This window comes from Rhodocaloribacter litoris (assembly GCF_011682235.2).
GTDB lineage: Bacteria > Bacteroidota > Rhodothermia > Rhodothermales > ISCAR-4553 > Rhodocaloribacter > Rhodocaloribacter litoris.
The window spans coordinates 1,343,801-1,360,026 of sequence record NZ_CP076718.1 but is presented as its reverse complement, the minus strand read 5'-3'; the positions used below and the strand labels follow the sequence as shown (position 1 = coordinate 1,360,026).

Below are 16,226 nucleotides of genomic sequence, written 5' to 3'. Positions count from 1 at the left end.
CGTCGAGCGTGCTGCACGACGTCCTGAACCCTCGCTCCCCGAAGGAAGGCCTCTTTCCCGGAAACGCTCACCGCGCCACGTCCATGCTCGACATCCAGCGCAAGCTTACCAACTCCTTCTACATGTTGCTCAGCCTGCCGGCCACGGCGATGGGGTTCGCGCTGTCCGTGCAGATCTCGGCACTGAGCTGGATCCTGAGCACGAAATACGGCCTGGAGATCGAAGAGGTGGGGCTGGTGTGGGCGGCCGGGCCGATTGCCGGCATCCTGGGGCAGGTCATCATCGGCGTCATCAGCGACAACGTCTGGTTCTGGAACGGGCGCCGGCGGCCCTTCATCCTCATCGGCGGCGTGCTGGCGGCGCTGATGCTGCTGGCCCTGCCCAACATCGACGTGATCTCCGCCGCCATGGGCCTCGACGGCATCCTGGGCATCGCCATCGCCGTGGCGCTGACGCTGGACCTGGCCATCAACGTCAGCTTCAACCCGACGCGCTCGGTCATTGCCGACGTGACGCCCGAAGGCGTGCCCCGCACCAAGGGCTACACGTGGATGCAGACCATCTCCGGTTCCTTCGGCGTGATGGCCTATGCCATCGGGGCGCTCTGGGACAACTACGTCCTCATCTACTTCGGCGCGGCGCTGGTGCTGCTCTTTTCGGTCGTGCCTACGTTCTTCATCGAGGAACCGCGCCTGCTTCGCAACGAGCCGGACGATCCCGAGGTCGCGAAGGCATCGTCCCTCCGGGAGGTCCTGCAGAGCATCCGGCCGTTGTGGGGTTTCCTGATCTATGCCGTCTATGCGATGACGTTGCGCCTGGGACATATCGACGTAGGGCACCACTACGTCGAGTACGCCTGCGCGGCGCTGACAGCGGTGCTGATCGTCGAGGCGCTGGTGACGTCGGAGCGGGGCAAGACGCGGGAGGAGGCCGGGCAGATCGGGTTCAGGAAGGTGCTGGCGGCGCACGCCTTCACCTGGATCGGCGTGCAGACGATGTTCGTCTACATGTTCGCCTACGTGCAGGACAAGCTGCCGGCGCTGACGGACATCGAGATGGGCCGGGTGGTGTCGATGAGCTTCCTGGTGCTCAACGCCGTGGGGGCGATCCTTCCGGCTTTCGTCCTGGAGCCGATCACGGAGCGCATCGGCCGGGTGAAGACGCACGCCCTCTGCCTGGCCGTCATGACGCTCGGTTATGCGGGCTTTGCCTTCATCGACGTGACGCCGGCAGCGATCTACGTGCTGATGGGCGTCGTCGGGGTGGGCTGGGCGGCCACCGTCAGCCTGCCCTTCGCCATCATGTCGCAGAAGGTGGACCAGGCCCGGATGGGGCTCTACATGGGATTGTTCAACCTGTCGGTGGTGCTGCCGCAGCTCGTGGCGAGCCTGGGCGTGGGCGAGGCCGTCGGGCAGGCCGGCGACAAGGGCCTCATCTTCGTCATCTGCGCCGCCACGCTGGCCGTCTCCACGCTGGCCTGGACGCTCGTCCGCGAGCACGGCGACGCGCACGCCATCACCCCGCCCCCCGTCGCCGGAGGACACTGATATTTGAAGATGGCAAATTGAAGATTGAAGATGGCAAATTGAACCCTGGAGGAATGCAAACGGGACCGGCTCCCCAATCCGAAATCTGCAATTTGCAACCTGCAATTACATCATAGTCCACGCTTGAGCGCGGTTCGAGGACGGCCTTTTTTGCCACGAAGGCACGAAGACACAAAGGGTATAGCCAGACGGTATCCCCGAGCGCACCATGTTCCAAGCTGCAATCTGCAATGTGCAATCTTATATCTTGCCTATGGTGCAGCAGTTCGTGTCAATCGAGGTCTCCGAGGCCGTATTGCAGCAGGAACGCTGCACCCCGTTCTGTGACAGAACCCGAACCGTTGACTGAGCCGGTCCGGGCGCTGCCCCCCGAGCTCGCATGCCCTAAGGCTGGGTCCGTCACGCCTACCCTCTTCACCCTGCATGCTGATTCGTCATGGCCTACTTCGGTATCGACGTCTCGAAAGACGCCCTCGACGTCGCCGACACGGAAGGCTACCTGGCCCGCTTCGCCTACGATGAGGACGGTAATGGAATTCTGGGCGTTTCGGCAACTCGTTCTGGCCCGCTTCGCCTACGATGAGGACGGGCTGCACGCTCTGTGTCGGCGCCTGGCTCCGGCCACGCTCATCGTGCTCGAAGCCACCGGAGGGCTCGAGCGCGACGTGGCGGCTCGTCTCGGCACGGCCGGCCTCCCGGTCGCCGTCGTGAACCCGCGCCAGGTGCGCGACTTCGCCCGCGCCACCGGGCGCCTGGCCAAGACCGATCGGATCGATGCCCAGGTGCTGGCGGCCTTTGCCCAGGCCATTCGTCCCGAGGTGCGGCCGCTCTCGCCGGCGCAGCAACAGACGCTGGCCGCCCTGGTGGCTCGCCGGCGCCAGCTCGCCGAGATGATCACCGCCGAGCAGCACCGCCTCCGCCGGGCCAACGCCGTGGTCGTGCCCGACATCACCGCGCACCTGGCCTTCTTGCGGCAGCGCCTCGACGAGACGGACGCGGCCCTGCGCACGGCCATCGAGCAGAGCCCGCTCTGGCGGGCGGGCGACGACCTGCTGCAGAGTCTGCCCGGTATCGGCCCGGTCGTCAGTGCCACGCTGCTGGCCGAGTTGCCGGAGTTGGGTCGCCTGAGCCCGCCGCAGATCGCGGCGCTCGTGGGCGTGGCCCCGCTGAACAACGACAGCGGGCGACGCCGTGGGCGACGCAGGATCTGGGGGGGACGCGCACCGGTACGGTGCGTCTTGTACATGGCCGCCCTGGTGGGCGTGCGTCACAATCCGGTCTTGCGTGCCCATTACGAGCGGCTTCTGGGCCGGGGTAAGACACCCAAGGTAGCCCTGGTGGCTTGTATGCATAAGATGCTTCGGTGGCTCAACGCCATGATGCGGGACGCCCAGCCGTGGAATCCTGCGCTGCACGCCCTCTCTCCTTGACTCTCAAGACCGTTGCTGTAATCTGTAATCCCCAATCTGTAACCTGCAATCCCCAACCTCCATGCGCCTGCTCCTGACTTTGCTCGCTCTGCTGCTCCTGGCCGCCTGTGACGCGCCGTCGCCGGAAGCGCCGGCCGAACCGGGCCGTCCGCCCACGGTCGTCGACGCCGAGGGGGTGATCGTCCACCTGTTCGAGTGGCGCTGGGACGACGTGGCCGCCGAGTGCGAGACGTTCCTCGGGCCGGCGGGCTACCGGGCCGTGCAGGTGTCGCCGCCCACCGAGAACGCCGTCGTGGAGGACCCGCCGCGCCCCTGGTGGGAGCGCTATCAGCCCGTCAGCTACCGCCTCGAGAACCGCAGCGGCGACCGTGCCGCCTTCGCCGGCATGGTGGCCCGCTGTAAGGCCGCCGGCGTCGACCTCTACGTGGATGCCGTGCTCAACCACATGACCGGCGTCTACAGCGGGCGCGGCACCGCCGGCTCCACGTTCTCCGAGTACGACTACCCCGGACTCTACGACTACGACGATTTCCACCACTGCGGGCTGACCGAGAACGACGACATCCGGGACTTCAACGACCCGGAGCAGGTGCGCAACTGTGAGCTGGTCAACCTGGCCGATCTGGCCACCGAGAAGGAGGAGGTGCGCGACCGGCTGGCCGCCTACCTGAACGACCTCATCGGCCTGGGCGTGGCCGGCATCCGCATCGATGCGGCCAAGCACATGCCTCCCGAAGACCTCCATGCCGTTCTCGAACGGCTCGACGGCCCGCTCTACGTCTACCAGGAGGTCATCGAAGACGCCGGTACGCTGCGATGGGCCCCGCCCTACTTTCCCCTCGGCGACGTGACCGAGTTCCGCTTCGGGATGCGGCTTTCCGAGGCGTTCCGTGCCGGCCGGCCCGATCGGTTCTTCGGGACGGCGTCGGTCTGGGAAGAGGTGCCGTTCATCCCGGATGAGCGGGCCCTCGTCTTCATCGACAACCACGACAACCAGCGCGGGCACGGGGCCGGGGGGCACGTCCTCACACACCGGGACGGGCGGCTCTATGAACTGGCCGTGGCCTTCATGCTGGCCTACCCGTACGGTCGCCCGCGCGTCATGTCCAGCTATGCCTTCACCGGCGACGCCCAGGGCCCGCCCCACGACGAAGCCTTCAACATCCTGCGGGTGCACCGGCCCGACGGCACGGTCGACTGCGGGGCCGGGCGGTGGGTGTGCGAGCACCGGCGCCCGGCCATCGCGGGGATGGTGGGTTTCTACAACGCCACGGCCAGCGCGCGCACGCTCAACCACGTCTGGACGGGCCCGCCCGGGCAGATCGCCTTCGGGCGCGGGGGCCGCGGCTTCTTTGCGCTGAACCTCGGCGAGACCCCGCTGGCGGCCACGCTGCCGACGGGCATGGCACCCGGCACCTACTGTAACGTGATCGCGGGCGAGCCCCTGCCCGACGGCACCGGCTGCACCGGCCCGGAAGTCACCGTGCGGGCGGACGGCACCGCGGTGCTCGACCTGCCGCCCGGCACCGCCCTGGCCTTCCACGCCGAGGCCCGGGTAGCGGCGCGGTGAGCCGCCCCGGTTGCCGAACGGACCCCGCGGTCTCTTTCCGCCTTTCCCGTCAAGCGGGTTCGGCTTATCGGGAGGACCTGCCCCGTCGTGCGCAGGGGCATGCCCCTGCGCACGACGCAATCTTTCCCTGTGCCGGTGAAGAACCTGTCGAGACGCCGGGCCGGGGGGCGAGGGGAAAAAACCAAAGCGGCACGAAAGCGTATCTTGCCCCGGTCAACCGTGGTCCGTTTGAAGGTTTGGATGCAGCGCAATGCCCGACGTGAGCGCAAAACGACAGCCAGGGTGGCCCGAGCTGGGAAAGTTCTGGACGTTTCCGAACGTATTGAGCTTGCTTCGGCTGGTCCTCACCTTCCCCATCGCCTACCTGGTGATGGTCGACGGGCCGCTTCTCTGGGTTTTCAGCCTGTTTTTGCTGGCCATCGCGACGGACTATTTCGATGGACGGGTGGCCCGCTGGTCGCGTACGGTTTCCGACTGGGGCAAGGTGCTCGACCCGCTCGCCGACAAGGTTGGAGGCGGGCTGGTGGTGCTGGCGCTGGCGATCCGGGGCAGCCTGCCCGCATGGTTCGTGGCACTCCTGCTACTGCGCGATGCGCTGCTCGTGCTCGGCGGGGTGGTGCTCGGCCGCCGGACGGGCTTCGTGGTGATGAGCATGTGGTGGGGCAAGGTGGCCATGACGGCCGTTGCGCTGACGGCGCTCGCAGCCCTGCTCCGGGCCGACCCGCCCGTCCTGCAGTTCTGCATCTGGGCCACCACGGTGCTGCTGCTCTACTCCTTCTTCCGCTACGTAGTGCACTACGTACGCCTGCTGCGTATGCCGCGACCCCAGCTGGAACTCTACGCCGAGATTGCCCGTGCCGGTTCGGCGCGGGAGGAAACCGAGTCGGTCGGGTAGGCCATGCCGGCCCGGCCTTTTTTTTGACCTTGAACCAGGGTGATGCGTGATGCAACTGCACGAGTTCGAGTCCCGCCTGAACCGGCCCGTCATGATGAAGATCCCCGAGTTTGAGCGCAACGAACGGCTCAAGCACGTCATCTTTTCGGAACAGTTCGACCGGGGGTTGCTCGATCACCTGGGCCGGGTGGCCACCATGATCAAGGAGATCGCCCGCTCCAAGGACGGTCACAAGTTTCTCCAGGGCCTGTTGCCCCACAAGGGGGCCATGCTCTACTTCACGCAGGCATCTACGCGCACCTTCCTCTCGTTCATGCGGGCCTGCCAGCTCCTGGGCATGAAGGTCGCCGAGATCCGTGATCCCAGCCTCTCGTCGGAGTACAAGGGCGAGTCGCCCATCGACTCGGTGCGGATGTTCAGCAGCTACTTCGACCTGATCATCATGCGGAGCAAGGTGCCCAACCTGGCCGAGTGCTGCGCCTACCTGATGAACGACCTCGACCAGTTCAACCAGCGCAGCGTGCCCGTCATCAACGGCGGGGCCGGCGCCGACGAGCACCCCACGCAGGCCCTGCTCGACATCTACACCATCCAGCGCGTCTTCGAGTTCAAGTCGCCCCGCGACTCCTCCGTCTGGAACCGGTTCGACGACCTCCGCAAAAAATACCCGGATCTGAACGAGAAAGGACGGGGACCGGACCGCAAGGTCTACGGCTTCTGTGGCGACATCGGCCGGGGGCGCACCGTGCGCTCGCTCGCCAACCTGCTCACGCGCTACGAAAACGTGACGATGTACTTCATCGCGCCCGACCACCCCACGCTGCGGCCCTCCCCCGAATTCCTGAACCAGCTCAAGAACAAGGGCGTGCGTGTCTTCGAGAGCCACGACCTGGCCGAGGTCATCGGCGAGCTCGACCTGCTCTACATGACCCGCATCCAGAACGAGCACAACTCCCCCGAGGAAGAAGCCTTCTTCAAACAGCTCGACTACACCCGCTTCCAGCTCAGCGAGGAGATGCTCAAGAAGATGCGCGAATACACCGCCATCCTGCATCCCTTCCCCCGGAATCAGGAGATTCCGACCTTCGTCGACCAGGACCCGCGCGCGATGTACTTCCGGCAGGCCCGCAACGGCATGTGGGTCCGCGCCGCCCTCATCGCCTACCTGTTCGACATGGACGGGCGCATCGTGAGCTACCACACCAGCACCTTCTCCAGCTTCCACGACTACAACGAGGGCGTGCTGAAGGCCTGACCCCGCCAACCTCCCCGTTGCCATCTTCAACCTGCAACCTGCAATCTCCGCATTCAGCAACGCATCGATGGGCATCTTCGACCGGTTCAAGAAAGAGGAAACGACGACGCACGATCAGGAGCGGCTGGAGGCCGGGCTGGAGAAGACCCGCACCAGCTTCTTCGGCAAGCTCAACCGGCTCGTGCGCGGCAAGGACACCGTCGACGACGAGGTGCTCGACCGGCTGGAGGAGGTCCTCGTCACGAGCGACGTGGGCGTCAAGACGACGCTCGACATCATCGACGCGGTGCAGGCGCGGGTACAGCGCGACAAGTACGTCTCCACCGGCGAGCTCAACGCGCTGATCCGGGACGAGATCGCCCGGCTGATGCTGGCGCACGCCCCCGGGCATCCGGCCGACTTCGAGGCCCCGTTGCCCCACAAGCCGCACGTCATCATGGTCGTGGGCGTCAACGGCGTGGGCAAGACGACGACCATCGGCAAGATGGCCTACCGCTACCGGCAGGCCGGCAAGTCGGTGCTGCTCGGCGCGGCCGACACGTTCCGCGCCGCCGCCGTCGAGCAGCTCGACGTCTGGGCCGAACGGGCCGGCGTGCCCGTCATCAAGCAGGGGCAGGGGGCCGATCCCGCCGCCGTCGCCTTCGACACGCTGGCCGCCGCCAGGAGCCGCGGCGTCGACGTGGTCATCATCGACACGGCCGGCCGCCTGCACACCAAGGGCGGGCTCATGGACGAGCTGGCCAAGATCAAGCGCGTCATGGACCGGCAGATCCCCGGCGCCCCGCACGAGGTGCTGCTCGTGCTCGACGCCTCCACCGGGCAGAACGCCCTCCGGCAGGCCGAGGAGTTCACCCGCAGCGTCGACGTCACCGGGCTGGTGCTCACCAAGCTCGACGGCACCGCCAAGGGGGGCATTGTGATTGGCATTTCGAACGAGTTCCAGATTCCCGTAAAATACATCGGTGTGGGTGAACGCATCGACGACCTTCAGGTGTTCGACCGGCAGCGCTTCGTCGAGGCCCTGTTTCGCTAGACCGGCCCGCACCGGCCGGTGGCCGCCATTCGATGGAAAGAGGGCACCGTTCGCCGGGGGAATTCAACCGTCGGCGGATGGGCCGGTTGGAACGCCGCGAGGACTTTGCCGATATTACCCGGTAACCCCCCTTGCATTCGCCCGTTGCGCTCTTTATGTATGCGTGTACCCTGTCCCGTGGTAGAGGATGCTATGGTACCTTGTGACGACGTGCGTTGCCGGTGTGGGAGGAGGTGGCTCGGGCTGGTCCTCGGGCTGTGGCTGATGCTGGTGCCGGGTGTGCAGGCGCAGGAGGCCGTGCCCGAGTTCGACGTGGACATGCTCGGCCGGCGTGGCCCGGCGCCCACCCGCGAGATGCAGGTGGACGTCTACACCCGGATCCCGTACACCCGCCTCTCCTTTCTCAACACGCCGAACGGCTTTACGGCGCGGTATGAGGTCTCCGCGCGGGTCGTCGAGGTGGACGAGCGGGCGCGGCTGCGCAACGTGGTGCTGTCGCGCCGGTGGGAGGGCAAGGTCGTCGTGCCCACCTATGCGGCGACCCAGCAGGAGGAGCTCTCGGACTTCACGATGCAGACGCTCAGCCTGCCCCCCGGACGGTACGTCTTCGAGATGCAGATCGAGGACCGGGCCTCCAACCAGGTGTTTGTCCGGGAAGTGCCCTTCGTCGTGCGGGATCTCAACAGGCCGGTCGCCGTCAGCGACATCAGCCTCCTCGATGCCTACGACACCCGGGAGCAGACCATGACCCCGCGTGTCACGAACCGGGTGGGCAGCGACGAGATGCGGTTCAAGGTCTTCTACGAAGTCTACACCGAGCAACCCGGGCGCAGCGTCCGCATCGCCCACGAAGTGACCCGCCTGGAGAAGGACAGCGGCCTGCCGGCGGTGCGTGCGCTCTTTACCGAAACGGAGGCCGGAGGCGAGGTCGTCTACCAGAAAGCCGAAGCCTCCCGGCTCGACGGGCGCACGAACCAGTTCATCGTCGACATTCCGATGGAGGAGGGCAAGGTCGGCACCTACGTCCTCCGCGTGCGCGTCGAGGACGAGCAGGGCCGGCCGCTCGACGTGGCCGAGCGCGTCTTTACGGTGCGGTGGACCGGCCTGCACGAGCACATCCGTAACCTGGACGAGGCCATCGCCCAGCTCGAATACATCGCCAAAAAGAAAGAGCTGGACTACATCCGGAGCGCCCCGACCGAGGACGAGCGCTACCGCCGGTTCATGGCGTTCTGGGAAAAGCGTGACCCGACCCCCGGCACCCGGCGCAACGAGCGCATGGAGGAATACTATTACCGTGTCGCCTACGCCAACGAGCGCTACCGCCACCTCATCAACGAAGGCTGGAAGACCGACCGCGGCTACGTGATGATCCGCTTCGGTGAGCCGGACGCCATCGACCGCCACCCCTACAGCTTCAACGCCAAACCCTACGAGGTATGGTACTACTACCGGATCGGCCGCCGCTTCATCTTCATCGACGAAACCGGTCTGGGGGACTACAAGCTGCTCGTGCCGGTCTGGGACGAACGTACCCGCATCCGGTAGGAGAACCCGCTTCCGGCATGCCGGACGGGACGCTTCCGCAACGGGCGTCCCTTTTGTTTTGCTCCCGTTGCGTGCGAATTTCGTATGGACGCAACGCGGCCTGCGCGGCGGTGACGTACCTTCTTCCGCGTTGATCAGGTAACCACAGGAGCGACGATGCGCATCGTTTTCATGGGGACGCCGGCCTTCGCCGTACCTTCGCTGGAGCGGCTGGTCGCCCACGGATACCGGCCCGTGGCCGTGGTGACGGGGCCGGACCGGCCGCGCGGGCGCGGGCAGAAGCACACGCCCACGCCCGTCAAGGAGGCGGCCCGGCGCCTCGGTATCGAGACGATCCTCCAGCCCGAGTCGGTGAAGGATCCGGCCTTCGCCGCGGCGGTGGCCGCGCTGAAACCCGACCTGATCGTGGTGGTGGCCTACCGGATCCTGCCGCCGGCCGTTTACCAGACGGCCCGCCTCGGGGCGTTCAACCTCCACGGTTCACTCCTGCCCCGTTATCGCGGGGCGGCGCCCATCCACCGCGCCGTCATGGCCGGGGAGACCGAAACGGGCGTCACCACGTTCTTTCTCCAGGAAAAGGTCGATACGGGCAACATCATCCTGCAAAAGCGCCTGTCCATCGGGCCGGACGAGACGGCCGGCGAGGTGCACGACCGGATGATGGAACTCGGGGCCGATGCGGTCCTCGAAACGGTGCGCCTGATCGAAGCCGGGCGGGCGAACGCCACCCCCCAGGACGACCGCCTCGCCACCCCCGCGCCGAAGATCTTCAAGGAGGAGGCCCGCATCCCGTGGGACCGGACGGCCGCCGAGGTGCACAACCACATCCGCGGCCTTTCCCCGCAGCCCGGTGCCTGGACCCTGCACGGCGACACGCTGCTGAAACTCTACCGGTCTCGCCGCACCGAAGGTGCGGGCACGCCGGGCACGGTGCTCGAAGCCGGGGATCGCCTCGTGGTGGCCTGCGGCGAGGGCGCCGTCGAGGTCGTCGAACTGCAGCGGGAAGGGCATCGCCGCCTGCCCGCGCCGGACTTTCTTCGGGGCTATCCCCTCCGCGAAGGCGACCGGTTGCACTGACGGGGGCGCCGCCGGCCGGGTCAGGGGGCGTTCAGGACGCGGGCGACGGTCTCCATCAGTTCCCGGCCGGAAAAGGGCTTGGCCAGCGTGGCATCGGTGCCGAACTGTGACGCGATGGACAGGTAGTAGTCGCCGGCGTCGTATCGCCCGCCGCCGGAGATGGCAATGATCTTCGTCTCGGGATGCAGGCGGCGCACGTCCCGGATGGTTTCGATCCCTTCCTTCTCCGGCATGAGGATGTCCGTGATGAGCAGGTCATAGGAGGTCTCGGCCATCAGCTTCAGCGCCTCTTGCCCGTTTGCCGCGCTGGCGACCTCGTGCCCGCCGCGCCGCAGGTGCTCGCTGACGGCCAGCCGCATCGAAGGTTCGTCGTCGACTACGAGGATGGTTGCCATACGTAAAGGGGGAAAGTTGGTTCAACGGATGCCGCGGGTTCAGGAGGTCTCCGACAGCACGGCGTGAAGCGTCGTCAGGAGCGCGTCGGCCGTGTACGGCTTGGGGATGAAGTGCCGGACGCCCGCCTCGGCCGCCTTGGCGACGTGCCCGTTGCCGCCGAGCCCGCTGGACCCGATGATGCGGACGTTCGGGTCGAGGGCCTTCAGCGCGACGATCGTCGCCGGGCCGTCCATGACCGGCATGGCCATGTCCGTCAGGACCACGTCGATCGTATCGCCGTGCCGGGCGTAGAGCGAGACGGCCTCGGCACCGTGGCCGGCCAGCAGCACACGGTAACCGAAGCGTTCCAGCGTGCGCTTCACCGCGCTGCGGATGCTCTCCTCGTCGTCCACGACCAGCACCGTCTCGCCCTGCCCGCGCGGCAGCCGCGACTGTTCGACGGCGGCGGCGTCGGCCACGGCCGGCTCGACCCGGGCCGGCAGGTACACCTTGAACCGGCTGCCCCGGCCCGGCTCGCTGTAGACGTTGATGAAGCCGCCGTGCCGCGTGACGATCGAGAGCGAGGTGGACAGGCCCAGGCCCGTCCCCTTGCCGACCTCCTTGGTCGTGAAAAAGGGCTCGAAGATGCGATCCTGCAGCTTCGATGGGATGCCCACGCCGGTATCCTCCACGACGATCACCACGTAGGGCCCCGGCCGCGCCTGCGGGTTGATGCCGGCATAGACCTCGTCCAGCACGGTGTTTTCCAGGGTGATCGTGAGGGTGCCGCCTTCGGGCATGGCGTCCCGCGCGTTGACGCACAGGTTCATCAGCACCTGGTGCAGCTGGGTGGGGTCGCCCAGGACGGTCCAGAGCCCCTCCGGGAGCGCCAGGTTGAAGCGGATGTCCTTGGGAAAGGTATCCTGCACAATCTTGCGCACGTCGCGCACGAGCCCGGCCACGTCGATGGGGATGCGCCGGCCCTCGTCGCCGCGGGCGAACGTGAGCACCTGCCGGACCATGTCGGCCCCGCGCCGGGCGTTGGCCTCGATGTCCTCCAGGATGAGCCGGCGTTCCTCGCTGGGCTCGTCCATCTTCAACAGTTCGATCGAAAGCAGGATCGGGGCGAGCACGTTGTTCAGGTCGTGGGCGATGCCGCCGGCGAGCGTGCCGATGCTTTCCATGCGCTGGGCTCGCAGGACCTGCTGTTCGAGTTTCTTGCGCTCGGTGATGTCGGTGTTGATGGCAAGGATGGATTTGGGCCGGCCGAACTCGTCCCGGACCAGCGTCCAGCGCCCGAAGACGGTCACGGTGGTGCCGTTTCGGGTGCGGTGCTTCATCTCGCCGGACCAGGTGCCCTTCTCCAGCACGATGGCCGTCACCTGGTGCAACTCGTCCGGGTCCTCGAAGAGCCGCCGGGTCAGCGGGGTGCCCTCGACCTCGGCGGCCTGCCAGCCGTAGATCCGTTCGGCGCCGTGGTTCCACAGGCGCACCCGGTAGTCGAGGTCACACACCAGGATGGCGTCGCTGGCCTGGTCGATCAGGGTGGCCTGTTCGGCCAGGCGCTGCTCGGCCTGCCTGCGTTCGGTCAGGTCCGTCATCCCGCCGATCATGCGCACGGGCCTGCCCTCCGGGTCCCGCATGATGTAGCCGCGGTCGAGCACATAGGCATAGGTGCCGTCCTTGCGCCGGAAGCGGTACTCGCCCGACCAGTACGTTTCTCCCTGCTCGATGGCCTGCCGGACGGCCGGGACGATGCGGTCGTGGTCCTCGGGATGGATGCGGCGGGTCCGGGATGCACTCGTCGGCTCGACTTCGTCCCGGCGATAGCCGAAGAGGGTTTCGAAGCCTTCGTTCCACCAGACCTCATCGGTGACCAGGTTCCAGTCCCAGACGGCGTCGTTGGTGGCCTTCGACAGCAGGCGGAAGCGCTCCTCGCTGATGCGCAGCACCTCGTTGGCCTTTTTCTCCTCGGTGATGTCGCTGATGAAGCCTTCGAGGGCGCGCACGTCCCCGTCCGGGGACCGGACGGCCTGTCCCCGCTCACGGACCCACCGTACCGCGCCGGCGGCGGTGTGAATCCGGTAGATCAACTCGAACGGTTGGTCGTTCCGGAGGGCGGCCTGCACCTGCGCCCAGACCCGTTCGCGGTCGTCGGGGTGGATCAGGGCGCCGAAGGAGACCTTGCCGCGTGTGAAGTCGGCCGGCGCGTAGCCGGTCAGCCGGTGCGCTCCTTCGCTGACGAACGTCATCGTCCAGTCCCGGTCGTTGTGGCACCGGTAGACCATGCCGGGCAGGTTGTCCATCAGCGTCATGAGCATGCGCCGGTTCTCGCGCAGGGCCTCTTCGGTGGTCCGTTGCCGGGTGATGTCCTCCGTCACGGCGATGAGGGTTGCCGGCCGGCCGCGCTCGTCCCGCTGTGCGGCCACGCTGACCCGGCCCCAGACGGTGTCGCCGGTTTTCGTCAGGTAACGCTTCTCGATGACGACGCTCTCCCGTTTCCCGTCGAGCAGTTCGCGGATCAGCTCCAGGTTGTGTGCCCGGTCCTCCGGATGGGTGAGCTCGACGAAGGTTTTCTCGCGCAGCTCTTCCGGGGAGTAGCCCATCATCCGGCAATAGGCGGCATTGGCTTCCAGGAAGCGGCCTTCCGGGGTGGTGACGGCGATGCCCGTGGCGGCGTCCTGGAACAGCCGGCGGAAGCGCGTCTCGCTGGCATGCAGCCGGTCCAGGAGCTCGCGGTGCCGCAGGTAGGTGCGCACGCGCGCCAGCAGTTCGTCGTTGGAGACGGGCCGGATGAGGTAGTCCTCGGCGCCGGCGTCGAGCCCTTCGGCCTGCCGGGCCACATCCCGGTGCTGGGCCGTCATCATGACCACCGAGACGCCGCCCAGCGCCGGGTCGGCCTTGATCCGCCGGAGCACCTCGTGGCCGGAGAGGTCGGGCAGAACCACGTCCAGCAGGACCAGCCGGGGCCGGTGCGCCGCGACCATGCGAAGCGCCTCCTCGCCGCTGAGGGCTTCCAGGACTTCGTAGCCGGCTTCGGTGAGCACCCGGTTCAGGAGCTGCACCATCGACGCGTTGTCGTCAACGACGAGGATCGTGTCGGGCATCGAAACGTGCGTTGCGCGAAACGTCGTGCGGCAGGGAGGGGGCAAGGTCCGGGCGGATCATGCAATCCCTGCACGCCTGCACCGGGACCCGGTATGGCATCGGCGCAGCGGGTGACGCTTTTAAGTGAGATCTGCGGTCGGGGATGTTGGGCTTCGGTTAAATTCATCGCCGGGCGCATGGTTTCTCGACGTCGTTCCGGGCCGGCGCGCGTGTGCGGCGGAACGCCCGGCCCGCTCGCCCGTGTGAGGGGGCGTAGCATTCGTTCAACGAAACCTTGCATGGTTTATGGCTGCATCATCGTTGCACATTCTGGGCCTCGCCGGTAGCCTGCGTGCGCGGTCCTACAACCGTGCGCTGCTGCGGGCCGCCCGGGAACTGGCCCCCGACGGCGTCGAGATCGAGACGTTCGACCTGGCACCCATCCCGCTCTACAACGCAGACCTGGACACCGACGAGCGCCGCCCGGAAGCCGTGACCCGGCTCAAGGAAGCCATCACGGCCGCCGACGCCGTGCTGCTGGTCAGCCCCGAATACAACTACGGCGTGCCGGGCGTGATGAAAAACGCGCTCGACTGGGCCTCGCGCCCCGGCTTCCGCTCGCCGATGGCATACAAACCGACGGGCATCATGGGCGCTTCGGCGGGCGCAAGCGGCACCATGCGCGGGCAGGAACAGCTCAAGCTCAACCTGCTCGGCATGATCGCCCACGTCTTTCCCCATCCGGGCGTGGCCGTCACCCGGGCCGCCGACAAGTTCGACGACGAGCTCAACCTGGTCGACGAGGCCACGCGCAAGTTCGTGCGGCAGTACCTCGAAGCCTTCGCCGGCTGGGTCCGGCGGGTACAGCGCCCGGCAGAGGCCATGGCCCGGGGATGACGGCCCCGTCCCTGCGTGTCCTCCCGGGCGAAGCCGGGGAACGTCACCCGTCAAGGCGGGAACGGGGAGGGCTCCGCGCTTGGACAATAACGGGTGCCCCGGGTCGTTGTACGGGATGTTCGGGAAATAAAATCCTGTTTTTAAGGCGTATGAAGGGTTGTGGGCGCCGGGCCCAAATGAGAAAAAAGCCCGGTTGCAAAACGGCATTAAAAAGAGTTAATTAGAGACGCCTCCAGTTATCCATCACTCCTTCGAATGGGACGTACACGCCCTGCTCACCGGTCTATCCCCGGCCGCGTCAGGCAAACGGGGAGAGGGGAGAACGGCTACAACCGCACGCCCGGTCTACCCCTCCGCCGGGGGGGCTTGCTCGCTTTTGCCAGCCCCGCCCTTTATTCGTAACCGGGAGGCGTTTCACCCACCGCAGGATCTCGCTTCTCCGCATGTACCTCAGCCGGCTCGAACTGCACGGGTTCAAGAGTTTCGCCACGCGAACGGTCATCGACTTTGCTCCCGGAATCACGGTCGTGGTCGGTCCCAACGGGTGCGGTAAGTCGAACATCGTGGATGCGGTGCGCTGGGTGATCGGCGAGCAGCGGGCGCGGGTGCTGCGCTCGTCCAAGATGGAGAACGTCATCTTCAACGGCACGGCGAAGCGCAAGCCGCTGGGGATGGCCGAAGTGCTCCTGACGATCGAGAACACGCGTGGCGTGCTGCCCACCGAATACGCCGAGGTGACGCTCGGGCGGCGGCTCTACCGCTCCGGGGAGTCCGAGTACCTGCTCAACGGCGTGCCGTGCCGCCTGCGGGACATCACCGACCTCTTCATGGATACCGGCATGGGGGCCGGTGCCTATTCGGTCATCGAGCTCAAGATGATCGACGAGATCCTTTCGGAGCAGGCGCAGGACCGGCGCCACCTGTTCGAGGAGGCGGCGGGCATCACCAAGTACAAGCTGCGTCGTGCGCAGACCCTCCGCAAGCTCGATGGCACGCAGGTGGACCTGACCCGGCTGCGCGATCTGGTGGAGGAACTCGACCGGCGGGTGCGGAGCCTGAAACGCCAGGCCGCGAAGGCGGAACGCTACCGGGACCTGGAGGCGCGGCTGCAGGCGCTGGAGCTGGCACTGGCACAGGCCGAGCACGACCGCCTCGTCGGGCAGGAGCGGGCGCTGGTCGAGGCCCTGCAAGGGCTCCGGGACCGGCTGGAAGGGCATCAGGCCCGGCTGGCCCGTGCCGAGGCCGAGCTGGAGGTTCTCCGCACCCGTCACATCGAGCAGGAGCAGGCGCTCACGCAGCGGCAGGCGGCGCTACAGGAGCACGTCGACGCCGTGCGCCGGCTGGAGGCCGACCGTCGCCTGGAGGCCCAGCAACTGGAAACCGCCCGGCGCGACCTCGACCGCCTCGCGCGGGAGCGGGACGAGGCGGCACGACAGCGCACCGTGCTTACCCGCACCGCGGACGAACTGGCCGCGGCCTGTGCCGCCGCCCGGCCGGCCCGGGAGGCGGCCG

12 protein-coding genes are annotated in these 16,226 nt (G+C 67.1%); 10 read left to right on the top strand and 2 right to left on the bottom strand.

Going from position 1 to position 16,226, the window contains the following annotated elements:
- Positions 1-8 precede the first annotated feature (8 nt).
- The 8 genes from GQ464_RS05655 to fmt all read left to right on the top strand — a co-directional run bounded on the left by GQ464_RS05655 (position 9) and on the right by fmt (position 10,355).
- On the top strand, positions 9-1,547 hold the full coding sequence (locus tag GQ464_RS05655) for an MFS transporter (protein ID WP_228350643.1): 1,539 nt from the start codon (positions 9-11) through the stop codon (positions 1,545-1,547).
- A 530-nt stretch (positions 1,548-2,077) separates the two neighbouring features.
- A complete protein-coding gene (locus GQ464_RS05650; protein ID WP_228350642.1) occupies positions 2,078-2,977 on the top strand; it encodes an IS110 family RNA-guided transposase in 900 nt (299 codons plus the stop codon).
- 61 nt (positions 2,978-3,038) lie between these two features.
- Positions 3,039-4,547, top strand: a complete 1,509-nt coding sequence (locus GQ464_RS05645) for an alpha-amylase (protein ID WP_166975353.1) — start codon at positions 3,039-3,041, stop codon at positions 4,545-4,547.
- A gap of 250 nt (positions 4,548-4,797) precedes the next feature.
- A complete protein-coding gene (locus GQ464_RS05640) occupies positions 4,798-5,442 on the top strand; it encodes a CDP-alcohol phosphatidyltransferase family protein (protein WP_166975350.1) in 645 nt (214 codons plus the stop codon).
- Positions 5,443-5,491: 49 nt separating this feature from the next.
- Entirely contained in the window at positions 5,492-6,697 is a 1,206-nt protein-coding gene (locus tag GQ464_RS05635) for an aspartate/ornithine carbamoyltransferase family protein (protein WP_166975347.1), read from the top strand.
- 67 nt (positions 6,698-6,764) lie between these two features.
- Positions 6,765-7,730 (top strand): signal recognition particle-docking protein FtsY, encoded by a 966-nt coding sequence (gene ftsY / locus GQ464_RS05630; protein ID WP_166975344.1) that lies wholly within the window; start codon positions 6,765-6,767, stop codon positions 7,728-7,730.
- Positions 7,731-7,922: 192 nt separating this feature from the next.
- Positions 7,923-9,278 (top strand): GWxTD domain-containing protein, encoded by a 1,356-nt coding sequence (locus tag GQ464_RS05625; protein ID WP_166975341.1) that lies wholly within the window; start codon positions 7,923-7,925, stop codon positions 9,276-9,278.
- A 156-nt stretch (positions 9,279-9,434) separates the two neighbouring features.
- Positions 9,435-10,355: a methionyl-tRNA formyltransferase gene (gene fmt, locus GQ464_RS05620; protein ID WP_166975338.1), complete on the top strand. Its 921-nt coding sequence runs from the start codon at positions 9,435-9,437 to the stop codon at positions 10,353-10,355.
- Positions 10,356-10,375: 20 nt separating this feature from the next.
- Here fmt and GQ464_RS05615 read toward each other — a convergent pair whose 3' ends face one another.
- Positions 10,376-10,750, bottom strand: coding sequence for a response regulator (locus GQ464_RS05615; protein ID WP_166975335.1), 375 nt, complete (start codon positions 10,748-10,750; stop codon positions 10,376-10,378).
- Positions 10,751-10,789: 39 nt separating this feature from the next.
- Positions 10,790-13,837: a PAS domain S-box protein gene (locus tag GQ464_RS05610; RefSeq protein ID WP_166975331.1), complete on the bottom strand. Its 3,048-nt coding sequence runs from the start codon at positions 13,835-13,837 to the stop codon at positions 10,790-10,792.
- Positions 13,838-14,123: 286 nt separating this feature from the next.
- Between GQ464_RS05610 and GQ464_RS05605 the strand changes: the two genes are divergently transcribed.
- Together GQ464_RS05605 and GQ464_RS05600 are read left to right on the top strand one after the other, a co-directional pair.
- On the top strand, positions 14,124-14,714 hold the full coding sequence (locus GQ464_RS05605) for an NADPH-dependent FMN reductase (protein WP_166975328.1): 591 nt from the start codon (positions 14,124-14,126) through the stop codon (positions 14,712-14,714).
- A 443-nt stretch (positions 14,715-15,157) separates the two neighbouring features.
- Positions 15,158-16,226: chromosome segregation SMC family protein (locus GQ464_RS05600; RefSeq protein WP_228350641.1), on the top strand; the 1,069-nt coding region annotated here is incomplete at its 3' end.